This window comes from Pseudomonas sp. LBUM1651 (genome assembly GCF_059716135.1).
Window position 1 is genome coordinate 1,563,692 of the sequence record NZ_CP166805.1, and the last position, 23,514, is coordinate 1,587,205.

Here is a 23,514-nt window from a genome sequence, read left to right on the forward strand (position 1 = left end):
AACCAAGCGCTTTTGCCCCTTTCGTTCGGTGCCTCGCTAAGGCTCGGCATGCCCTCGTTCCGGTCCTGCTCCGTGGGCCCGCCGCCATCGGTCATCCATGGCCGGGGGCGGCTAACCCGGCATCCTTGCCGGGTTGCCCACTGCGCAGAACCGGAACGAAGCCTCTCGAGGGGGCGACTACCGCCACAGCACCGCGAGGCGGCCTACCGGCCGGCCTGGCTCTTTGATCGTACGCATTCCCCTTGTGGGAGCTAGCCTGCTAGCGATGGGCGTCAACGATAACGCGTGCTGTCTGAATGAACGCGGTGTCTGGACGTCTATCGCTAGCAGGCTAGCTCCCACAGGTATGAGTTCGCTCTAGTTGTTGATCTGGCTTTGGCTTTGGCTTTGGCTTTGGCCGTTGATCTTGCTTTTGATCTTGATCTGCCCCGTCGGAAGGCCGTACGTCAGGGGCGAAAGCGCTTGGTTACTTGGCGCTCTTCCAAGTGACCCGCCGTAAGGGCGGAACCAATAGCCGCCGTTACCGCAGTAATGGATATGTACACCCAGCCCCAACCCCAACTACCGCTTTTTTTGCTCCGTGAAAATCTCGGCAATGTGTTTCAAATGGTTAGAATCGTGAGTTTTGACGGCGTTGTCGCACAGCCCATCGAGCGCGCCTGTGATTAACTGATTCCGTCAAACGAACAGGAGTTTGCTTGCTCATGGAATTGAGAATCGATCGACAGGCCTTGGTGCCGGTCGTACAGCAAGTCGTCGACGCGCTAGCGTGCTGGCTGCGTCAGAGCGACATGGAACCGGGGACGCGTTTGCCGTCTGCACGGCAAATCGCGCGGACCAATTTACTCAGCCAGTCCAGCGTCGTTGAAGCGTGCGACCGGCTGGTGGCTCAAGGGGTGCTGGCATCGCGTCATGGCGCTGGCTTCATAGTCGCAGCCCCAACGTTGGCCGCTGCGGATACACCCTGGTTCGAAGGCGCGGAGTTACAGCCATTCAACGCTGTGGGCAAGCTGAAACTGGGATGTGGCGGGCTCCCCGAAAGCTGGCGCGAAACGGATGACCTGACGTACGCGATCCGCGAGGTCAGCCGTACCGACATGGCTGGCCTGTTCAATTACAGCTCGCCGCTGGGTCTGCTTGCGTTGCGTCAACAAATCATCAAGCGCTTGAGCCAGCTTGATATCGACGCAGAAGAAAACCGGATCATGACGACAGCAGGAGCTAGTCAGGGGCTCGACCTGATCGTGCGTACCTTGCTCAAACCGGGTGATTGCGTCGTGGTCGAAAGTCCCGGCTATTCCTTGCTATTCGAGCTGCTCAGGCTGCACGGTGTCTCGATGATTGAAGTGCCGCGCACGCCGCGCGGGCCTGACATCGAGGTGCTCGAGGCACTGCTGCTTGAGAAAAAGCCCCGAGCGTTGTTCATCAACAGCTTCTATCACAACCCTACTGGCAGCAACCTGACGCCGGTGGTGGCGCAGCGGATTCTGCATCTGGCCAAAAACCATGGCGTGCTGGTGATTGAGGACGACGTCTACGCGGATTTTCACAGTGGCCCTGGTACGCGGCTCGCCGCGCTGGATACCGATGACAACGTCATCTACGTCGGCAGCTTCTCCAAAACCCTCAGCAGTTCGTTACGGGTCGGTTTTGTCGTGGCCGGTGCCGACGTTATTTCGCGACTGGCCGAGGTCAAGCGGATCAGCAGTCTGGGCGCTTCCGGGTTTTGTGAGTCGGTGCTGGCCTGCCTGCTGGCCAGCGGTGCTTACCGCAAGTTGGTGCTGCGGCTGCGGCAGCGACTAAGACATGACCGAGAGGCCGCACTGCAGGTGCTGGAAGACGCCGAGTGGGAGGTATTCGGTAAACCCGTCGGCGGTTTGTTCATCTGGGCGCGGTCGCGCAAGTCCGACTACGCTCACGTGCGGACACAGGCACGGCGCTTCGGCGTCCTGCTGTCTTCCGCGACGGCATTCAGTCCCGCCAGTGAGGCCAGTGAGGCCAGTGACTGGCAGCGTATCAATGTGGCCTGCGCCTGTGATCCGCGAGCCCGGGCGTTTTTTCAGGCCACCGCTTCGGATCGACCTCAAGCGTTCTGAAAACGACGTTGGCGTAGCTTTTTGCCATTATTCCGACGCCAGAGACTTGTGTTGACACAGGCCCGTTGCGAATCTGCGTCAACAGACTATGTCAGGGGACTAAGTGCAATGATTTCGGCCGTGCAAGGACGTTTTGCCAACCTCGGTATGGCAAAAAAACTGGGTGTCGGGTTTGTGCTGGTGCTGCTGTTGACAGCCTTGGTGGCGGCCATCGGTGTATGGTCCCTGCAAACGATCAGCCAGCGCTTCGACGGGCTCAAACAGATGTCGTCGCTCAACAGTGGCTTGCTCAAGGTGCGCCTGCTCGAGCAGGAGTATGCGTTGCACGGCAACCCGAAAATTGTCACGGCCTTGCACGAGGGTGTCGATGGCCTGGTCGTCCTGGCGAATCAGCTGAAGGCGCAATCGCCCGCCAACGTTGCCGTGATGAGCGACGTCGAGCAGTCGTTGGGGGCTTACCGCAATGCGTTTGACGAATTTGTCTCGCTGAGTCAGGCCAAGGACCTGGCGCTGGAAATGGCCAGTTGGTCGGTCTCCAGCGTGGCCAATAATCTCGACGTTTTGCAGGCCGGGCTCGCGGATGATGGCGCCTACGCCTTGAAGGAATCCGAAGGCAAGGACGGTTCCCAGTTCATCGAGCAGGCCAATCAGGTCAGCCAGGTATCGCGGCTGATGCTGCAAGCCATGAACGAAGCACGTGTGCGCCTCGACCAGAGCCGCAAGGGTGACGACAGCGCCGGGCAAGGCAAGATCGAGCAGGCCGACCAGGCGCTGACTCAGGCCGAGCAACTGAAAACCACGGTCAAGGATGAGGGCTACCTGACTGTCCTCAATGAAGTGGTCGGGCATATCGGCGGTTTCAGCGAAAAACTGGCGGAATACACTGGCCTGCTGGCTCAGGAAAAAACCGTCTACGAGCAGTTGCATCAACGCGCCGCGCAGGTAGTGGAGCGGGTGGACCAGGCCTACGTCGCCGAAGACCAGTCGATGCAGACCGAGCTGAAAAAGAACTCGTTGCTGATTATCGGTTCGTCGGCCCTGGCCTTGCTGGTCGGGCTGATCGCGGCGTGGGTGATTACCCGATTGATCGTCGGACCGCTGCGCAGTGTGATTCGCGTTGCCCAGCAGATTGCCGCGGGCGATTTGAGTGCGACGGTTGAAGTGACCCGTCGTGATGAGATCGGCCAATTGATGCAGGCCATGCAGCAGATGGGCGCGGGGCTCAGCAGTATTGTCAGCGGTTTGCAGGCAGGCATCGAACAGTTGGCCAGTTCGGCTCAGTCGCTGTCGGCGGTGACGGAGCAGACCAATCTTGAAGTCAGCAGTCAGAAGGAAGAAACCGAGCAGGTCGCTACGGCCATGAATCAGATGACCGCTACCGTGCACGACGTTGCGCGTAACGCAGAGGAGGCTGCCCAGGCCGCACAGACGGCGGACGGCAAGGTCGAAAGCGGCCAGGCGGTGGTGCGCCAGAGCATGGCGCGGATCGAGCAACTGGCGGACTCGGCGTCCTCGGCCAGTTCGAGCATCGAAAGTCTGAGTGCGGAAATCCAGAATATCGGCACGGTGCTCAGCGTCATCAAGAGTGTGGCCGAGCAGACTAACCTGTTGGCGCTCAACGCGGCTATCGAGGCGGCACGGGCCGGCGAGCAGGGCAGGGGGTTTGCGGTGGTTGCCGATGAGGTGCGGGCTCTTGCCAGGCGGACCCAGCAATCGACCGAGGAAATCGAGCGACTGGTCAGCGCCTTGAGATCGGCGGCGCATTCGTCGGTGCAGCAGATTCAAAGCAGTAGTGAGCTGGTGAAGCTGACAGTCAGTGATGCGCTACAGACCGAGAGTGCGCTGGGCAGCATTGCAGCGGCGGTGTCGTTGATTCAGCAGATGAACCAGCAGATCGCGGCGGCTGCGGAGGAGCAGAGTTCGGTGGCTGAGGAGATCAACCGCAGTGTGACCAGTATTCGGGCCAGTGCGGATCAGTCTTCGTTGGCGATGCAGGGGAATGCGGCTTCGAGTATCGAGCTGGCGCAGTTGGGGGTTGAGTTGAAGGGGATGGTCGGGCACTTCAGGCTTTGAGGCTTGAGAACCTGGCGGCCTGGTAGCCGACCAGGTTCTTGTTGTGGGTGTACATATCCATTTCTGCGGTAACGGCGGCTTATGGTTTCGCCCTTACGGCCAGCCCTTTCAAGGTCTTCGTTTAGAATCTCCCAAAACTCCAGTCAGGGTGACGAAAACGATGTGGGCAGAAATTCTAGCGCGATTTGAGAAAAAGACACCGGCCAGTGTCATGGCGAAATTGATACTGGAACAGGCTGTTCCTGCCGAATGGGTCGATCAGGTGTTCGAGGAACACCGTCAACGCCAATACCCGCGTGAGCTGTTGTTTTCGACCATCGTTGAGCTGATGTCCCTTGTTTCATTGGGTTTGCGTCCTTCCTTGCATGCCGCGGCACGCCAGATGGAGGATCTACCGGTTACCTTGGCAGCGCTCTATGACAAGGTCAGTCGCACAGAGCCGGCGTTACTACGGGCGTTGGTCACCGGCAGCGCAGAACGCTTGGCTCCGACGATAAAAGAGCTGGGCTGTTCAGCGATTTTGCCCGGCTGGCAATTGCGCATTGTTGACGGTAATCACCTGCCTTCTACCGAGAAGCGTTTGGGGGCTTACGCCGTGAACGAGGCGCGGCTCGACCGGGTTTTTCGGTAGTGGTCTACGAGCCGGACCTGGATCAGATTGTCGATTTGCAGCCTTGCGAGGACGCCTACGCGAGTGAGCGCGTCAGTGTGCTGCCCTTGTTGGCTCGCGCCAGTGAAGGACAGCTTTGGATGGCTAATCGGCTGTATTGCACGCTGCCCGTCATGCAAGCCTGCGAGGAAGCGCGCGCCTCGTTCATTATTCGCCAGCCCAGCAAACATCCACGCCTGATTCAGGAAAGCGACTGGCAAGAACCGGTGCCAGTCGAGGCCGGAACAGTGCGCGAACAAACGATCGAGCTCAAAGGTGGCCACCGCTGGCGCCGAGTTGAGCTGAACCTGCAAGCACCGACCGAATCAGGCGACTCAGTGATGTGGTTCTGGAGCAATCTGCCCGAGAGCATCAGCGCCGAGCAGATCGCCGATTTGTACCGTCGCCGCTGGAGTATCGAGGGAATGTTTCAGCGTCTCGAATCGGTGCTGGACAGTGAGATCGAAAGTTTGGGTTCTCCCCGCGCGGCCTTACTGGGCTTTGCTTCGGCGGTGTTGGCCTATAACGTTTTGGCCGTTCTCAAACGCAGTGTGGAGCAAGCCCATCGCGAGACTCAGGCCGAAGGCTGGGAAGCCTCGACGTTCCACTTGGCGGTACAAGTACGCAGTGGGTTTGAGGGTATGCAGATCGCGTTGCCCTCGGATGTCCTACTACTTCAATCGAGCTCAGAAACTCTGGTTCAACGCCTGTTGGCGCTGGCCAGAATGATCAAACCCAAACAGGTCGCCAAAAGCGTACGCGGTCCGAAGGTCGCCAAACCCAAGGAGTGGCTGGAGGGCAAGGCTGCACATGCTCATGTGTCGACGGACCGAGTGCTTAAGGCTCATAAAAAGAAAACACCTTGAAAGGGCTGGCCCTTACGGCGAGTCACTTTCGAAAAGCCTGCGCGGCCCGGCGGAAAGTAACCAAAGCGCTTTTGCCCCTTTCGTTCGGTGCCTCGCTTAGGCTCGCCATGCCCTCGCTCCGGTCCTGCTCCGTGGGCCCGCCACCATCGGCCATCCATGGCCGGGGGCGGCTACCGCGGCATCCCTGCCGCGGTGCCCACTGCGCAGAACCTGTGCTCGGCCTCTCGAGGGGGCGTGCACCGCCACAGCACCGCGAGGCGGCCTACCGGCCGGCCTGGCTCTTTGGGTGTATGCATTCCCCCTGTGGGAGCTAGCCTGCTAGCGATGGACGTCAACGATTACGCGTGCGGTCTGAATGAACGCGGTGTCTGGACGTTTTTCGCTAGCAGGCTAGCTCCCACAGGGGATGTTTGACGGGCATGACATGGGTGTTCACCGCCGATGACCTTGACGAATATCAGGTCGGCTATCAGGCCGCCTCGCTTTGGCTGTTGATCTGGCTTTTGATCTTGATCTGCCCCGTCGGAAGGCCGTACGTCAGGGGCGCAGGCGCTTGGTTACTTGGCGCTTTTCCAAGTAACCCGCCGTAAGGGCGGAACCAATAGCCGCCGTTACCCAAAAACGGATATGTACCCCGACCAAAAAACAGACGGCCTTGTCATTTGCTCAGCGCATGCTCCGCCCGCACCGAATTCATGAACGCCTGCATCGCCGACGATTGAATCCGATGACGCCGGGTAATCAACCCATACGGCGGCAACCGCGCTTCAAACTTGATCGGCAACACCGCCAGCAAATCCCGCCCCGGATAATCCTCGACCACCGACACCGGCGTAACGCCGAGCATGTCAGTCTGCTGGATCAACGAGAGCAAGGTCATGATCGACGTGGTTTCAACGATGCTGCTGGGGATGTCGACCCGCGCATTGTGGAAGACCTGATTGATGATCGCGCGCATCGGGCTGGGTTGCTGTTGCAGCACCCAGGTCATGTTCTGCAACTCCGCCCAGCTCAGGTGCTTTTCCTGCGCCAACGGGTTCTGCGCGCCGGCAATGACGCACAACGCCTCTTCGCCGAGACTGTCGAATAGCAACTCTTCGGCCCTCGCACCGGCCGGAATCCGCCCCAGCACGATGTCGAGTTGATCCTGCAACAGTGCCTGGACCAAAACATCGCTGGTGTCGACCTGAATGCTCATCGACAACCGTGGATGGCTTTGCTTCAAGGTGGCGATGGTGCGGGTCAACAACCCCGAGGCCAACGCCGGAATCGCGCCGACGGCGACCCGTCCAAGGTTGCCGGATTGCAGTGCGACCAGTTCTTCACGCATGCCGCTGAGTTCGGCAAACACCATGCGCGCGTAGTAGATGACGGTTTCACCGAACGGAGTCGAGCGCATGCCCCGAGGCAGGCGTTCGAAGAGTTCGACGCCGAGCAAGTCCTCGGCCTCGTGCAGCATCTTGGTCGCCGCTGGTTGGGTCATGCCGATGTGATCGGCAGCGCGGCGCAACGAACCGAATTCCTGCAACGCCAGCATCAACCGCAATTGGCGCAGACGCAGTCGACTGTGGATCACATTGGCATCAGGAATTCGGGTCATGGGCCGCGCTCGCATGAAAGACTGCGGCAAGCCTGACAACAAATGCCAGGCGTTGCCAGCATTGCTGTGTCACAGCACCGATTTGGTCTTGGCGACAGGCGGTTTGCGCAGGCCCACCAGGGCGCCCAGTGCCTTGGAAATCAGCGGCCAGAACAGCATCAGCAGCGCTGCCGTGGTCAGGCAACCCACCAATGGGTTGGACCAGAAAATTCCCAACTGCCCGTCAGAAAACAGCATCGATTGACGGAACGCATCCTCAGCCTTGTCCCCCAGAACAGCGGCCAACACCAGCGGCGCAATCGGGTAACCGAGTTTCTTGAACAGATAACCCAGCGCGCCAAAGCCCAGCATCAGCACCACGTCGAAGAACGAGTTGTGCACCGAGTAAGCACCGATGGCGCAGACCATGATGATGATCGGCGCAATGATCGAGAACGGAATGCGCAGAATCGAGGCGAACAGCGGCACCGTGGCCAACACCACGATCAGACTCACCACGTTGCCCAGGTACATGCTCGCGATCAGGCCCCAGACAAAATCGTGCTGCTCGACGAACAGCGTAGGGCCAGGGTGCAGGCCCCAGATCATCAACCCGCCGAGCATCACCGCCGCCGTGGCAGAACCGGGAATGCCCAGTGTCAGCATCGGCAGCAGGGCGCTGGTGCCGGCGGCGTGGTCGGCGGTTTCCGGGGCGATCACGCCTTCGAGTTCACCCTTGCCGAAGTTCTCGCGGTTTTTCGAAAAGCGCCGCGCCAGGCTGTAGCTCATGAACGAAGCCGCCGTCGGGCCGCCCGGCGTGATGCCCATCCAGCAACCGACTAGTGTGCTGCGCACAATCGTCCACCAGTAACGCGGCAACTTGGCCCAGGTGCGCAAAATCACCATCGGCGTAATGCGCGCATGCTCGCCGCGAAACACCAGGCCTTCCTCGACGGTGCAGAGGATTTCGCCAATACCGAACAGCCCGATTACTGCCACTTCAAAACTGATCCCGGTCATCAGGATCGGCTGGTCGAAGGTCAGGCGCAGGTTGCCGGACACCGTGTCCATGCCGACCGCTGCCATGGCGAAACCGATCATCATCGCCACCACGGTTTTCAGCGGTGGGTTCTTGCTCATGCCGATGAAGGTGCAGAACGCCAACAGGTACACCGCGAAGAACTCCGGTGAGCTGAAGGACATGGCGAACGCGGCGATCTTCGTCGACAGGAAGGTCAGCAACAATACCCCGGCCAGCGCGCCGATCAGCGCCGAACTGAACGCGGCGGTCAACGCTTCGGCGGCGCGACCTTCGCGGGCCATCGGGTAGCCGTCAAACGTCGTCGCCACCGATGAGGGCTCGCCGGGTATGTTGAACAGGATCGAGGTGATCGAGCCGCCAAACAGAGCGCCCCAATACATGCACGACAGCAGGATGATCGCCGACACCGGCGACATGGTGAATGTCAGCGGCAGCAGCAACGCCACGCCATTGGGGGCGCCGAGGCCGGGCAACACGCCGACCAGAATGCCCAGCAGCACGCCGATCACCATCAGGCCGATGTGGCCCGGGGTCAGGATCAGGTTCATGCCTTGCAGCAGGGAATCGAACTCGCTCATTTGAAATTTCTCCCGGCCAGGGCAATCCAGTTGCCCATCGGGCCGGCATCCAGCGGGACCTTGAACCACAGCGCGAAAATCAGGTAGCTGGCAAGTACCGCGCCGAGGGATACGCTGCCGATCATCAACTTGCCGTAAGGCTTGGTGCGGACCTTGTCACGCCACATGAACCAGGCGATGAAACAGGCCGACGCCACATAGATGCCGGTGAACGGCATGGCGCCAACGAACAGCGCAATCGGGATAAACACCGACAGCACTTGTTTGAACGCGCTGCGGCTGACGAATGAAAGGCTCAGGGCGTGCCAGCGCACCAGGGTCCATACGCCGTTGGCCACGCTCGCGGCGCTCAGCATCAGGCCGATGTAGAAGGGGAAGTAACCCGGCTCGGGGCCGGAATCACCCCAGCCGATACCTTGTTCGACACTGCCGAACATCACCACCACGCCGATCAGCGCAGTGAAGACGGCCAGACCGAGTTCGACCCAGCAGGTACCGACCAGCGACGGTGAATCCGAAGAATGGGACATGAAGACACCTCCAGAGGTGACGGCCGTGCTCAGGCGGACGGCCGTGGGCAACTCAGTTTTTCAGCCAACCGGCTTCTTTGAACACCGGGGTGACGCGGGCGGTGTCTTTCTCAATGTAGGCGGTCAGCGGCTCGCCTTCGAGGAAGGTCGGCACCAGCGCGTTCTGCTTGACGTAGGCCTTGAACTCCGGGGTCTCGGTGACTTTGCGCATCAGTTCGACATAGAACGTCCGCTGCTCGGCGGTGACTTCGCCGGGCATGAACACCGTGCGCGGGAAGCGATACTGATCGATGCCCAGGCCCTGTTCGTGGCAGGTCGGCACATCGGCCCAGGATTTGTCGCCGGCGACCTTCTCGGTATAGCTCATGCGCTCCTTGCTGAACACGCAGAGTGGCTCGACCTGGTCACCGCGCCATTGGCTGATGCTTTCGCTGGGGTTGTTGACGTTGGCGGCGATGTGTTTGCCGGCCAGTTGAGTCGCGGCTTCACTGCCGCTCTTGAACGGGATGTACACCAGTTTGCTGTTGTTGGTCTGGTTCAGCAGCAGGGTCAGTGTCTGGTCGACGTCCTTGGACTGGCTGCCGCCCATGCGCAGGTTCGACGGGTCAGCCTTGACCGCCTCGTAGAAGCCTTTGGCGTCCTTCCATGGCGCGTCTTTATAGCTCCAGAGAATGAAGTCGTCCTCGGCCACGGCGGCAATGGGGGTCAGTTCCTGCCATTGGTAGCCGAGCTTGGACACCAGTGGCAGCAGGTAGATGTTGTTAGTGCCGATCACCAGTTTTTCCGGATCGCCCTTGTTCATTTTCAGGTCGAGGAAGGCTTCGGCGCCATTGCCGCCACCCTTGTTGAGGACGATGGTATTCACGTCGAGAAACTTGTGGGTGGTGATGATCGACTGGATCAGTCGGCCGAGCTGGTCGGTGCCGCCACCGGGACCACCGGCGACAACGATTTCGACGTTCTTGTCCGGTTGCCAGGCGGCATGAGCGAGAACGGGAAGGGTTCCGGCGGCGACCAGCGTGCAGCCAAGAAACAGACGGGATGTGCGACGGACGAATGCATTTCGCATGATGGAAGGCCTCGTTTTTGTAGTTGTTATGAGTGACTTGTCGGTATTCAAAAGCTGCAAGCCTGGCCTGAGTGTGGGAAGCCTCCGCCCCCGCGTCTAGTCAAAACAATACATACACCGATAGCCTGCGGTTATAGGTCTGGAAGGCAAATATCGCCATGATCGTCAAGGCCTTTGCGCCAGAGCGGTTTGAGAGGAAAGTCAGGGTAGGCGCTGCCCATTGAAAGCCCCCTGAAAGCAGGGCGTGACATAACCCGAGGCTATCGCCGTATTTCAATCTTTGATTAGACGGTTATCACTGAGCCTTCGATAGTGCTCACCAACGCCGTGAAAACGCGGCAAAACGCCGACTTTTGTAGGAGCCGGCTTGCTGGCGATGGCGGCGCATCATCCAACATTGATGCGCCTGACACACCGCTATCGCCAGCAAGCCGGCTCCTACAAGGTCCGCGTTTGAACTCCACAAAAAAATAATAAAAGAGGTACGCACCATCGCTCGTCCCAGTGCTTCCCTGCATCTGCCCGGCGCAGTTGCCCAGCCCGTCGCAGCGGCCACACCGCTGACCGGCATGACCAAGGCCAGCAGTGTGCGCTGGCGGATCTTCGCGATCATCTTCGCGTTGACCATGGTCAACCTGATTGATCGGGTGTCGCTGTCGATTGCGATGCCAACTATCGCCCATGAATTTTCCCTGTCGCCGAGCATGCAAGGGCTGATTCTCAGCAGCTTCTTCTGGGCCTATGCATTGCTGCAGATTCCTGGCGGCTGGATGATCGATCGCTTCGGGCCGCATCGGGTCATCAGTTGGTCCACCGGGTTGTGGGGCACGTTTCAAGTGCTGGCGGCGTTTGCCACTGGCGGGTTGTCGTTGCTGTTCGCCCGGGTTGCGCTTGGCGCTGCCGAGGCGCCGTTGTTCCCTTCGGGCGGCAAGTTGATTTCCCTGTGGCTGGCGCCGAGCGAGCGCAGTCGCGGCGCGGTGCTGATGGACAGCGGCAGCCCGCTGGGCGTAGCGCTCGGCGGGTTGATCATTGCCTACCTGATCGCTTCGCTGGACTCATGGCGTCTGGCATTCGTGATCGCCGGCATCGCAACGCTGGTGCTGGCCTGGCTGGCGCGGCGGTATCTGCGTGATGACCCGGCCACTCACCCGCAAGTGAATGCCGAAGAACTCGAGAAGATCAACGCCGGGTGCGCGACGCCTGCTGCCGAAGCGGCGCGTGTGCCGGTCAAGGGCCTCGGCATCGCCGCCCGTTCCCTGAGCGGTTTGCTGATCGGACGTGCCAGTTGGGCGATGGTGTATTTCGGTCTGCTGACCTGGGGCCCGAGTTATCTGGCCCAGGCCCGTGGCTTCGATATCAAAGGCATTGGCGCGGCGACGTTCGTGATTTTCGTGTGCGGCGCGCTGGGATCGTTGACCGGTGGATTCCTCTGCGACGAGCTGATCCGCAAAGGCGTCAGTCGCGGTATCGCGGTCAAGAGCCTGCTGGCATTTTCCGGTCTGGTAGCCCTCGGTGCGTTCCTGTTGCTGCCGACCCTGAGCAATCCTTTTGCCGCTGTGGCGCTGTTGGCCATGACCGCGTTTTTCCTGATGTGGGGCAGTCTCTACTGGAGCTTCCCGGCATTGCTGGCGGCACCGGCGCGAGTCGGGTTGATCGGCGGTGTGATGAACATGGCTGGCAGCACGGGCGGTATCGCGGTGCCGATTCTGGTCGGCGTGATCCTGCAAATGGCCGGTGGATTTGCGCCGGTGCTGGGGTTCTTCGCGGCGTGCTCGGCCGTCTTCGTTTTCGCCACGTTGTTCATCAGCCTCGACGAGGTGCGGCATGACTAAAATGTATGACGGCCCGATCATCGACGCCCATCATCACTTCTGGGATCCGACGATCAATCACCATCCGTGGCTCGCGCCCGAGGCCAACATCCCGTTCCGCTACGGTGATTACAACGCAATCAAGCGGCGCTATTTTCCCGACGATTATTTCGCCGATGCCGGTCCGCACAACGTCGTGCAAACGGTGTACATCGAGACGGAATGGGACCCGCAAGACCCGATCGGCGAAACCCGTTTCATCGAGCAACTCGCCGCCCGTTACGGCGTGCCGAATGCGATCGTTGCGCAAGCCTGGCTCGATCACCCGGACGCCCTCGCGGTGCTCAGCGAGCAAGCCAGTTTCAAGTGCGTGCGCAGCGTGCGCCACAAGCCCGGCGGACCGACAACACCCGCGCAAGTCGGCCATGTGCGCAGCCTCATGAGCAACGAACACTGGCGTCGCAGCTACGCCGCATTGCAAGGGCTGGGGCTGCATTTCGATTTGCAGACGCCCTGGTGGAACCTGCACGAAGCCGAACGGCTGGCCCGGGACTTTCCCGGCACCACCCTGATTCTCAACCACGCCGGTTTGCCCAATGACCGCAGTGCCGAGGGCTTGGCAGGCTGGCGTCTGGCAATGGCGCGGCTGGCCGAGTGGCCGAACGTGCAGGTGAAGATTTCCGGCCTGGGCGTGGCAGGGCGGGCATGGCGTGCAAAGGACAATGCGTGGATCGTGCGCGAGGTGATCGCCATGTTCGGCACCGATCGGGTGATGTTCGCCAGCAACTTCCCCGTGGACAGCCTGTGCGGCTCGTTCGACGACATCTACAGCGGTTTCAAATCCATCGTTGCTGACCTGCCGCAGGCCGATCAGGAGCACCTGTTCTACAGCAACGCGCAGCGGGTTTATCGCTGCGAGCCTTGCGCCATTGACCGTACATGGCCCGAACCCTTGAGGAGTGAAGCATGAACAAGACAACCATCGCCATGGTCCTGGGCGACCCGGCGGGCATCGGCCCGGAACTGATTGCACGCCTGCTCGCGGAACCTCAGGTTCGCAGCCAGGCCAACGTGATCCTGATTGCCGACGAGGCGGAAATGCGTCGCGGCATGCGCATCGCCGGGGTGGAATTTCCTTACCGTCGTGTGGAGTCGCTGGAACAGCTGTCATTTGTCGATGACACGCCGCTGTTCTATGACTTTCGCGGCGACACCATCGGTGAATTTCCGCGCAGCGAAGCCAGTGTCATCGGCGGTCGCTACAGCCTCGACACCCTGGAAAAAGCCCTGCGCCTGACTGAGGCCGGCACCACCGATGCCATTCTGTTCGGGCCATTGAACAAGACCTCGCTGCACATGGCCGGGATGGCACACAACGATGAGCTGCACTGGTTCGCCGAGCTGCTGGATTTCCATGGGCCGTTCTGCGAGTTCAACGTGCTCGACAATCTGTGGACGTCGCGAGTGACGTCCCACGTGGCACTGGCCGAGGTGCCGGGCATGCTGACTCAAGCGCGGGTGGTGGAAGCGATCCAGCTGATTGACACCGCGCTCAAGCGCAACGGCCTGGAAAAACCGCGCATCGGTGTGTGCGGCTTGAACCCTCACAACGGCGACAACGGCTCGTTCGGGCGCGAAGAATTGGACATCATCGGCCCGGCGGTGCGCTCGGCGCAGGCGTTGGGGATTGCGGCTGAAGGTCCGTACCCGGGCGACACGATTTTCCTCAAGGTTCAGGGCGATGCCAGCGTCTTCGACGCGGTGGTGACCATGTACCACGACCAGGGGCAGATCGCGATCAAGTTGATGGGCTTTTCCCGTGGGGTGACGGTGCAGGGCGGCTTGCCGATTCCGATTACCACGCCGGCCCACGGCACCGCGTTTGATATCGCGGGGCAGGGCAAGGCGAATGTCGGGGCGATTCGCCAGGCATTCGAGATCGCGTGCCGGATGGGCGGCAACAGCTACTGACCCCGATCTATAAAACAACACAACTCCAATGTGGGAGCGAGCCTGCTCGCGATGACGGTATGACAGACACCCTTGAAGTGCCTGACACAACGCTATCGCCGGCAAGCCGGTCTCGCTCCCACATTTGTTTTTGTGTTGGGCCGATAACCCGATCTACCGGATATCTCGTTTTTGCGATCACCCCAGGTTATCGACGGATGTGCATAAGTGATTATCCGTACCCCCCAAGCGCTGGCTAAAGTCGCTCCATCGAATGACCAGCGCCGATCACCCGAACGGCTCTGCGCAGCGACTCAACAACTACAAAAAGCCGGCAGCGCAAGGAATCCGTATCCATGAAAATCAAAGCAATCCGTACCCGCGTTTTCGAGTGGAAAGGCAAAGTCGTCCCGCCTCAAGCGCACTTCTGCACCAACGCCAGCGACATCCTGTTCGAGCGTGGCGATGCCATGGGCTCGTTCCGTTTCCACGGCTGGCTGGTGGTGGAAGTCGAGACCGACACCGGACTCGTCGGCATCGGTAACTGCGCCCTGGCGCCGCGTGTGGCCAAGGAAATCATCGACACTTACCTGGCGCCGATTGCGCTTGGCGAAGACCCGTTCGACAACGAATACATCTGGCAGAAGATGTACCGCCAGAGCCACGCCTGGGGCCGCAAAGGCATCGGCATGGCGGCGATCTCGGCGATCGACATCGCGATCTGGGACATCATGGGCAAAGCGGTCAACAAACCGGTGTTCAAACTGCTCGGCGGGCGGACCAAGGAAAAGATCTGGACCTACGCCTCCAAGCTCTACGCCAACGACAACCTTGACCTGTTCCTCGAAGAAGCCCAGGGCTATCTGAACCAGGGTTTCACCGCGCTGAAAATGCGTTTCGGCTACGGCCCGAAAGACGGCCCGGCGGGCATGCGCAAGAACATCGAACAGGTGCGGGCGTTGCGTGAACTGGCCGGCCCGGACATCGACATCATGCTCGAATGCTACATGGGCTGGACCCTCGAATATGCGCGGCGCATGTTGCCGAAACTGGCCGAGTTCGAACCGCGCTGGCTCGAAGAACCGGTGATCGCCGACGATATCGAGGGCTACATCGAGCTGAAAAAAATGGGGATCATGCCGATCTCCGGCGGGGAACATGAGTTCACCTCGTACGGCTTCAAAGACCTGCTGGAACGCCGCGCGGTCGACGTGATCCAGTACGACACCAACCGCGTCGGCGGCATCACCGCCGCGCGCAAGATCAACGCCATGGCCGAAGCCTGGTCTGTGCCGGTGATCCCCCACGCCGGGCAGATGCACAACTACCACCTGACCATGTCCACCACCGCCTCGCCGATGGCCGAGTTCTTCCCGGTGTTCGACGTCGAAGTCGGCAACGAACTCTTCTACTACGTGTTCAAGGGCGAGCCACAACCAGTCAACGGCTACATCCAGCTCGACGACAACACGCCGGGCCTGGGCCTGGAAATCTCCGATGAGTATTTGAGCGACTTCAACATCATCGAGTGACCCAAATCCCCGACTATATGGAGGGCCGTCATGCGCCTGATTCAATTTGAAAACTCTGCCGGTGAGCGCCAGGTCGGACTCGTCGAAGGCTCACAGGTCCAGGTGCTGAAAGGCACCCGCACCACCCGTGAACTGGCACTCGCGGCGATCCGCGCCCAACGCAGCCTGCAAGAAGAAGTCTTCCTGCGCGGTACCGAGCCTGGCCCGGATTACGCGCAGCTGTTGCAGCAGGGCAAAGTCCTGCCGCCGCTGGACCACGAAGACCCGGCCCATTGCCTGATCAGCGGCACCGGCCTGACCCATCTGGGCAGTGCCTCGGCGCGAGACAAGATGCACCAGCAGGACGGCGCCGTTGAAGCCGGCATGACCGACACCATGCGTATTTTCAAGTGGGGCCTTGAGGGTGGCAAACCCGCAGCCGGCCAGATCGGCGCGCAGCCGGAATGGTTCTACAAGGGTGACGGCAGCATCGTCGTGCGCCCCGGCGCGGACTTCCCGGTGCCGCCGTTTGCCGAGGATGCTGGCGAGGAACCCGAGCTGACCGGCCTTTACGTGATCGGCGACGACGGCCTGCCATATCGCGTCGGTTATGCGCTGGGCAACGAGTTCTCCGACCATGTCATGGAGCGGCGCAATTACCTGTACCTCGCCCATTCGAAACTGCGTTTCTGCGCTTACGGTCCGGAGTTGCGCGTCGGTGAGTTGCCCCGGCATCTGGCTGGCACCAGCCGCATCATCCGCAACGGCGAAACCCTCTGGGAAAAAGAGTTTCTCAGCGGCGAAGACAACATGTGCCACAGCCTCGCCAACCTCGAATTCCATCACTTCAAGTACGCGCAGTTTCTGCGGCCCGGCGATGTCCACGTGCATTACTTCGGCACCGCCACGCTGTCGTTTGCCGACGGGGTGAAAACCCAGCCGGGCGACCGCTTCCAGATCAGCCTCGATGCGTTCGGCGCAGCGCTGGAAAACGGTATCGGCGAGAGCGCAGCGCCATTGGCCATCGGCCAGATTCGCGCGCTCTAGAAGCTAGCGGAGCATTCGCTCCCTGTAGGAGCCGGCTTGCTGCGGGCGGCGTTCCGACGATAGCGGCCTGACAGACACCCAAGATGTGACAGTCCCACCGCAATCGCCAGCAAGCCGGCTCCTACAGGTCCGTGCCAATCGATCAGGAAAAACTTTATGACCACGCTACTCGGACACAACTACATCGGCGGTCGTCGCAGTGCCAACGGCACGTTGCAGCTGCAAAGCCTCGATGCGACCACCAGTGAGCCGTTGCCCGGCAGCTTCTTCCAGGCCACTGAAGCCGAAGTGGATGCCGCCGCCAAAGCCGCTGCCGTGGCGTACCCGATCTACCGCAACCTGAGCGCGGAAAAACGCGCGACCTTCCTCGACGCCATCGCCGATGAAATCGATGCGCTGGGCGATGATTTCGTCGCCACTGTATGTCGGGAAACTGCCTTGCCGGCCGGGCGTATTCAGGGTGAGCGCGGACGGACGAGCGGTCAGATGCGTTTGTTCGCCAAAGTCCTGCGGCGCGGTGATTTCTATGGTGCGCGGATTGACCGCGCATTGCCGGATCGTCAGCCGTTGCCGCGTCCGGATCTGCGCCAGTACCGTATCGCCATCGGCCCGGTTGCGGTGTTCGGCGCCAGCAACTTTCCGCTCGCCTTTTCGGCGGCGGGTGGCGATACCGCCTCGGCGCTGGCGGCCGGTTGCCCGGTGGTGTTCAAGGCGCACAGCGGGCACATGGCGACAGCCGAATGGGTGGCGGATGCGATCATCCGCGCCGCCGAGCGCACCGAGATGCCGGCCGGCGTGTTCAACATGATTTATGGCGGTGGCGTCGGTGAGTGGCTGGTCAAGCACCCGGCGATTCAGGCGGTGGGTTTCACCGGTTCGCTCAAGGGCGGCAATGCCCTGAGCCACATGGCCGCGACCCGACCGCAGCCGATCCCGGTGTTTGCCGAGATGTCGAGCATCAACCCGGTGTTCCTGTTGCCCGAAGCCCTCAAGGTGCGTGGCGAGCAGATCGCTGCGCAACTGGCGGGTTCAGTGACGTTGGGCTGCGGTCAGTTCTGCACCAATCCGGGTCTGGTCTTCGGTCTGCGCTCACCGCAGTTCAGCACTTTCCTCGAAACGTTGTGCGCCAGCATGAACCAGCAACCGGCGCAAACCATGCTCAACGCCGGCGCACTCGTCAGCTACAGCAAAGGCCTCGGTGAGCTGCACGAACATCCGGGGCTGACGCACCTGGCGGGCAAACCGCAGCAGGGCAATCAGGCGCAGCCACAGGTGTTCAAGGCGGATGTCAGCCTGTTGCTCAAGGGCGATGAACTGCTTCAGGAAGAAGTGTTCGGGCCGACCACCATCGTCATTGAAGTCGAAGACCAGGCGCAACTCGCGGCCGCGCTGCACGGTTTGCGCGGGCAACTGACGGCGACGCTGATTGGCGAGGCCGAAGAGCTGCTGGAATACCGCTGGCTGGCCGAGTCGCTGCAGGAAAAGGTCGGGCGGATTTTGCTCAATGGCTATCCGACCGGGGTCGAGGTGTGTGAGGCGATAGTGCATGGCGGGCCGTATCCGGCGACGTCGGATTCACGGGGAACCTCGGTGGGGACGCTGGCGATTGATCGATTCCTGCGGCCGGTGTGCTTCCAGAATTATCCGGATGCGTTGTTGCCCGAGGCGCTGCGCAACGCTAATCCGCTGGGGATTCGGCGGTTGGTGGATGGGGAGGTCAGTCAGTCAGCTTTGTAGTGTCTGAGCGATGCCTTCGCGGGCAAGCCTCGCTCCTACAGTGCAGTGTCGTTCACGTACATTGAGCACGACACTAAACCTGTAGGAGCGAGGCTTGCCCGCGAAGGCGTCATCAGCCGCACCACAACTCTACTTGGCAGCCACCGCTGCAGCCTTCACCACCGTGGTCTTCAACACCAACCACAACGCCGCCGCAATCAACACCCCGCCATAAATGTGCGCCATCGACAGCGGCTCATCCAGCAACAACGCCCCCCACAACACCCCGAACGGCGGGATCAGGAAGGTCGTGGTCATCGACTTCACCGGCCCGACCGAGCTGAGCAGACGGAAGTAAATAATGTACGCCAAGGCGGTACACATCAGCCCCAACCCCAGCAGCGACAACCACACACTCCAGCCGCCCCAGCTCGCCGGTGGCTGGCTGATCACGCTGTAACCAAACAGCGGCAACAGAAACAAGGTCGCCCCAAGCATGCTGCCCAGTGCCGAAAGACGACTGTCGAGACCGCCGGCCTGATCGAGCCAGCGGCGAGCAAGGAACCCGGCGAAGCCATAACAGGTGGTGGCGAGCAGGCAGGCGAGGGCGCCCATCAGCAGTTGCAGGTCGAACGCCACCGGACCGGCGCGGGTCAGGATGCCGACCCCGAACAGACCGAGGAACACCCCGCCCAGCTTGGCGGCGGTGAGTCGTTCACTGAAGAACAGCCCGCCGATCAACACGCCCATCAATGGCGTGGTGGCGTTGAAGATTGCCGAATAACCGGCCGGCAGCACCTGGGCCGCCACGGAATAGAGGGTCGCCGGGATCCCGGAGTTGATCACCCCGAGCAGCATCACGGTTTTCAGTTTGCCTTTGAAATCCCAGCTGATGCGCATCAGCCCGAGAATCACCAGCAACCCGACCGCCGCGATCGAGACGCGGAAAAACGCCGTGGGCACGGTGCCGATCACCGGGGCAATGATGCGCATGAACAGGAAGCTCGCGCCCCAGATGGCCGCCAGCGACAGTAAACGAACGGTATCGACAGGGCTCACGACGCACTCCTTCCTTGATGGGGACGAGAGTGTTGCCGAGAGCCTTGCCTATGGCAACCGAAAAACCGGCACTCAATTTTTGTGGCGAGGGAGCTTGCTCCCACCGGGCCGCGCAACGGCCCCAAAAACAGGTGAGCGCTGCGCACTCAAGCGGGAGCAAGCTCCCTCGCCACCGTTAAATTTGAAAGCGGGTGACTAGCCCGTTGAGGTCGACCGCCAGCCGCGACAGTTCCTGGCTGGCGGCGGAAGTCTGGGTGGCACCGGCGGCGGTCTGGGTCGAGAGGTCGCGAATGTTCACCAGGTTCTGATCGACTTCCCGGGCCACCAGCGCTTGCTGCTCGGCGGCGCTGGCGATGACCAGGTTGCGTTCGTTGATCTGCGAGATCGACGCGGTGATTTTCTCCAGGGCCTGGCCCGCGCCGTTGGCCCGGCGCAAGGTCTGGCTGGCATGCTCGGCACTGCTTTGCAGCGCGCTGACCGTGGCCCCGGTGCCGTTCTGGATGTTGTTGATCATCAGCTCGATTTCTTCGGTGGAATTCTGGGTGCGTTGCGCCAGCGAACGCACTTCATCGGCCACCACCGCAAAGCCGCGTCCGGCTTCACCGGCGCGAGCGGCTTCGATGGCCGCGTTGAGCGCCAGCAAGTTGGTCTGCCCGGCGATTGCGCGAATCACTTCCAGGACTTTGCTGATGTCCTGCGCCTGAACCGCCAACCCCTCGGCCTGTTCCGACGCGCTGAGCACTTCGCTGACCAGTCCCTGAATCGAGGTGATGGTTTCACTGACCTGCACGTGCCCGTGCTTGCTGTCCTCGTTCGACGCCTGGGAAGCTTCGGCGCTGGACACGGCGTTCGCGGCGACTTCGTCCACCGCAGTGCTCATCTCGGTGACCGCGGTGGCGGCCATCTCGATCTGGTCGTTCTGCTGTTGCAGGCCTCGGGTACTTTCCTCCATCACCGAACTCATTTCCTCGGCAGCCGACGCCAGTTGCCGCGCCGAGTCGCTGATGCCGCGAATGGTGGTGCGCAGGTTGCCTTGCATCTCGTCGAGGGCGTTGAGCAATTGCGCGGCTTCGTCCTTGCCGGTGCTGTCAATCTGTCCGCTGAGGTCGCCCGAGGCAATCCGGCGTGCGACCTGCAGCGCCTGATTGATGGGCGCCGTGATGCTGCGCGTCAGCAGCCAGGCCAGTAGCAGCGTGGCGACCAGCGCGACGACGATGATTGCGCCGACGATCCATTGCGCACGCTGGTACATCAACGCGGCGGCGTCCGCAGCAGCATCGGCGCCTTGCTGATTAAAACTGATCATCGACTCCAGGGATTTATCCAGCACGCTGCCCTGCGGGGCCAGTTCATTGTTGAGGCGGGCGTAGGCCTGGTCATCCTGGCCCGCATCGATCTGCGCGAGGATCTGGTCGAGGATGGCCATGTACTTGGCGACGGCGGCATTCAGGCTGTCGAGCATGACCCGTTCCTGGTCGCTGGACAGCAGCGTCTTGTGGTCGTTAAGGCGCTTTTGCAGTTCCTGGCGTTGGGCGCTGAGAATGCCTTTGCTCTTTTCCCGCACGGCGCTCTGGCGGTTGGCGATCAAGCGCAACGATTCCAGACGGATGGTGGCGATGTTGGACGCGCTGTCATGGATGCTCTCGATGCTCGGCATCCACGATTCCTCGATGACCGATGCACTCTCGCGCAGGGTCGCCATCTGACCCAGGCCAAACAGCCCGACCAGCACCAGAAGGCTGGCCAACACGGCAAAACTCAAGCTCGCGCGCAAACCTATGCGCATGTTCCTTATAGGCATCTAAAGTGCTCCTTGGGCATTTTGGGAGGTAGTCCTCGTGTACCGAGGATCTTGTTTTTAGGCGGGTGGAGGCGGGTGTATATCAAAGAGCCATCATCTTGGTAAGGCCAATTCACGAGCGCTTTTCCGGCTGGCAGGCCGTCCGGGCAAAGCAGAATCGCAGCGGCTGTCGATTGCCTGAGCGTGGATTGGATCCGAAAGCCAGATAATTAGAGGGCTGCAGATGAATCGAATAAGTCGTGGAAGGATGACTCGGCAGGTTGTTTGCTGACCGAACGGTCGATTAAAAAAACTCGAAAAAATCTGCGCCCCTGAACGACTCATTCGTTTTCTGGCTGAAATTACGCTTCTCCTGTACCCGGTTCACTGGCTAAGCTCAGGCCTTCCGAATTCCCGCAGAGGTCTCACCATGCCGCAGCAATGGCCAGCCGCCGACATCGCCCGAATGATCCTCGATGGCTTTGACGATTACCGCGAGCATTTCCGGCAAATCACCGACGGCGCCCGGGCGCGTTTCGAGCAGGCCAAGTGGCAGGAGGCGCAAGTCGCCTCGGCGGCGCGGATCAACCTCTACGAAGAAAAAGTCAGTGAAACGGTCGACCGGCTGCACATCGCTTTCGACGCCGACACGCTGGATGTCAGTTGCTGGCCCCTGGTCAAGAGCGCCTACATCAGCCTGATCGACCTGCGCTTCGACGATGAACTGTCCGAGACCTGGTACAACTCGATCTTCTGCGGGCTGTTCAGCCATGACCTGATCAGCGACGGCTGCATGTTCATCCACACCACCCGGCCGAGCCTGCGTCGGGCACGCGCCGCACAGACCCGCACCTACAAGCCCCAGGGCAAGCTGTCCGACATGCTGGAGAGCATTTTTGCCGACTACCGCTTCAGCGAGGATTACGCCGACCTGGCGGGCGATCTTCGCCGTCTCGAAGCACAACTGCGCGAGAACCTGCCGGACTGGGTGTGCAAAGACCCGGAACTGAGCGTCGAGCTGTTTTCCTCGGTGCTCTATCGCAACAAAGGCGCGTACCTGGTGGGCCGAATTTTCACCCGGGACGAGCAGTGGCCGCTGGTGATTCCGCTGCTGCACCGCGAAGGGCGGGGGATTCAGATCGATGCGTTGATTACTGATGAAGCCGATGTGTCGATCATCTTTTCGTTCACCCGTTCGTACTTCATGGTCGACGTGCCGGTGCCGGCGGAGTTCATCGGTTTCCTGCGGCGCATTCTGCCGGGCAAACACATCGCCGAGCTGTACACCTCGATCGGTTTCTACAAGCACGGTAAGTCCGAGTTCTACCGGGCGCTGATCAACCACCTGGCCAACACGGACGACCAGTTCATCATGGCCCCCGGCGTGCGCGGCATGGTGATGAGCGTGTTCACCCTGCCGGGTTTCAACACCGTATTCAAAATCATCAAGGACCGATTCTCGCCGTCGAAAAACGTCGACCGCGCGACGGTGATCGAGAAGTACCGTCTGGTGAAAAGTGTCGACCGGGTCGGGCGCATGGCCGATACCCAGGAGTTCGCCGACTTCCGTTTCCCGTTGAGCAAATTCGACCCGGCGTGCCTGGAAGAATTGCTGGAGGTGGCCGCGTCCACGGTTTCGGTGGAGGGCGACACCGTGTTGATCCGCCACTGCTGGACCGAGCGGCGGATGACGCCGTTGAACCTGTACCTGGAAAATGCCAACGAGGCGCAGGTGCGCGAGGCGCTGGAAGATTACGGTCTGGCGATCAAGCAACTGGCGGCGGCGAACATCTTTCCCGGCGACATGCTGCTGAAAAATTTCGGCGTCACCCGTCACGGTCGTGTGGTGTTTTATGACTACGACGAGATCTGCTTCCTGACCGAAGCCAACTTCCGCCACATCCCGCAACCGCGCACGCCGGAAGACGAGATGGCGTCCGAACCGTGGTATTCGATCGGGCCGCTGGATGTCTTCCCCGAGGAATTTCCGCCGTTCCTGTTCGCCGATTCCGGTCAGCGACGCTTGTTTGATCAGTTGCATGGCGAGTTGTACAACGCCGATTACTGGAAAAGCCTTCAGGAAGCCATTCGCGGCGGCAAAGTGATCGACGTGTTCCCGTACCGCCGAAAAGGCCTCGATAACGAGTAACGCAGTACA

15 protein-coding genes and 2 pseudogenes are annotated in these 23,514 nt (G+C 60.8%); 11 read left to right on the forward strand and 6 right to left on the reverse strand.

Features of this window, described 5'->3' with window-relative positions; all coding sequences use genetic code 11:
• Positions 1–704 precede the first annotated feature (704 nt).
• The 4 genes and pseudogenes from ACA066_RS07265 to ACA066_RS07280 all read left to right on the forward strand — a co-directional run bounded on the left by ACA066_RS07265 (position 705) and on the right by ACA066_RS07280 (position 5,684).
• Entirely contained in the window at positions 705–2,096 is a 1,392-nt protein-coding gene (locus ACA066_RS07265) for an aminotransferase-like domain-containing protein (RefSeq protein WP_497698676.1), read from the forward strand.
• 987 nt (positions 2,097–3,083) lie between these two features.
• Positions 3,084–3,260, forward strand: a pseudogene (locus ACA066_RS07270) (HAMP domain-containing protein); the annotation flags it as partial.
• Between the two features lie 204 nt (positions 3,261–3,464).
• On the forward strand, positions 3,465–4,169 hold the full coding sequence (locus tag ACA066_RS07275; RefSeq protein WP_497699822.1) for a methyl-accepting chemotaxis protein: 705 nt from the start codon (positions 3,465–3,467) through the stop codon (positions 4,167–4,169).
• 211 nt (positions 4,170–4,380) lie between these two features.
• Positions 4,381–5,684: pseudogene (locus tag ACA066_RS07280) on the forward strand (IS4 family transposase).
• Positions 5,685–6,342: 658 nt separating this feature from the next.
• Here the strand turns inward: ACA066_RS07280 and ACA066_RS07285 are convergent.
• The 4 genes from ACA066_RS07285 to ACA066_RS07300 form a co-directional block, all read right to left on the reverse strand.
• A complete protein-coding gene (locus ACA066_RS07285) occupies positions 6,343–7,284 on the reverse strand; it encodes a LysR family transcriptional regulator (protein ID WP_497698677.1) in 942 nt (313 codons plus the stop codon).
• 69 nt (positions 7,285–7,353) lie between these two features.
• Entirely contained in the window at positions 7,354–8,883 is a 1,530-nt protein-coding gene (locus tag ACA066_RS07290) for a tripartite tricarboxylate transporter permease (protein ID WP_497698678.1), read from the reverse strand.
• Positions 8,880–9,413, reverse strand: a complete 534-nt coding sequence (locus tag ACA066_RS07295; protein ID WP_497698679.1) for a tripartite tricarboxylate transporter TctB family protein — start codon at positions 9,411–9,413, stop codon at positions 8,880–8,882. Before ACA066_RS07295 ends, ACA066_RS07290 begins: the two co-directional genes overlap by 4 nt.
• Before the next feature lie 52 nt (positions 9,414–9,465).
• Positions 9,466–10,482: a Bug family tripartite tricarboxylate transporter substrate binding protein gene (locus tag ACA066_RS07300; protein ID WP_497698680.1), complete on the reverse strand. Its 1,017-nt coding sequence runs from the start codon at positions 10,480–10,482 to the stop codon at positions 9,466–9,468.
• 569 nt (positions 10,483–11,051) lie between these two features.
• Between ACA066_RS07300 and ACA066_RS07305 the strand changes: the two genes are divergently transcribed.
• The 6 genes from ACA066_RS07305 (at position 11,052) to ACA066_RS07330 (ending at position 18,538) form a co-directional block, all read left to right on the forward strand.
• The gene (locus tag ACA066_RS07305) at positions 11,052–12,314 is read left to right on the forward strand and encodes an MFS transporter (RefSeq protein WP_497698681.1); all 1,263 of its coding nucleotides are present in this window, start codon (positions 11,052–11,054) and stop codon (positions 12,312–12,314) included.
• Positions 12,307–13,263 (forward strand): amidohydrolase family protein, encoded by a 957-nt coding sequence (locus ACA066_RS07310; protein ID WP_497698682.1) that lies wholly within the window; start codon positions 12,307–12,309, stop codon positions 13,261–13,263. Before ACA066_RS07305 ends, ACA066_RS07310 begins: the two co-directional genes overlap by 8 nt.
• A complete protein-coding gene (locus tag ACA066_RS07315) occupies positions 13,260–14,264 on the forward strand; it encodes a 4-hydroxythreonine-4-phosphate dehydrogenase PdxA (RefSeq protein ID WP_497698683.1) in 1,005 nt (334 codons plus the stop codon). The genes ACA066_RS07310 and ACA066_RS07315 overlap by 4 nt, the downstream gene beginning before the upstream one ends.
• A gap of 335 nt (positions 14,265–14,599) precedes the next feature.
• Positions 14,600–15,775, forward strand: coding sequence for an L-rhamnonate dehydratase (locus ACA066_RS07320; protein ID WP_214381363.1), 1,176 nt, complete (start codon positions 14,600–14,602; stop codon positions 15,773–15,775).
• 30 nt (positions 15,776–15,805) lie between these two features.
• Positions 15,806–16,801: an AraD1 family protein gene (gene araD1 / locus ACA066_RS07325; RefSeq protein WP_497698684.1), complete on the forward strand. Its 996-nt coding sequence runs from the start codon at positions 15,806–15,808 to the stop codon at positions 16,799–16,801.
• Between the two features lie 156 nt (positions 16,802–16,957).
• Positions 16,958–18,538, forward strand: a complete 1,581-nt coding sequence (locus tag ACA066_RS07330) for an aldehyde dehydrogenase (NADP(+)) (protein ID WP_497698685.1) — start codon at positions 16,958–16,960, stop codon at positions 18,536–18,538.
• 129 nt (positions 18,539–18,667) lie between these two features.
• Here ACA066_RS07330 and ACA066_RS07335 read toward each other — a convergent pair whose 3' ends face one another.
• Both ACA066_RS07335 and ACA066_RS07340 read right to left on the reverse strand, forming a co-directional pair.
• A complete protein-coding gene (locus ACA066_RS07335; protein WP_497698686.1) occupies positions 18,668–19,576 on the reverse strand; it encodes a DMT family transporter in 909 nt (302 codons plus the stop codon).
• Positions 19,577–19,751: 175 nt separating this feature from the next.
• A complete protein-coding gene (locus tag ACA066_RS07340) occupies positions 19,752–21,377 on the reverse strand; it encodes a methyl-accepting chemotaxis protein (RefSeq protein WP_497698687.1) in 1,626 nt (541 codons plus the stop codon).
• Between the two features lie 409 nt (positions 21,378–21,786).
• On the opposite strand from ACA066_RS07340, the gene aceK reads away from it, so the two are divergent.
• On the forward strand, positions 21,787–23,505 hold the full coding sequence (gene aceK, locus ACA066_RS07345) for a bifunctional isocitrate dehydrogenase kinase/phosphatase (RefSeq protein WP_497698688.1): 1,719 nt from the start codon (positions 21,787–21,789) through the stop codon (positions 23,503–23,505).
• Positions 23,506–23,514 lie beyond the last annotated feature (9 nt).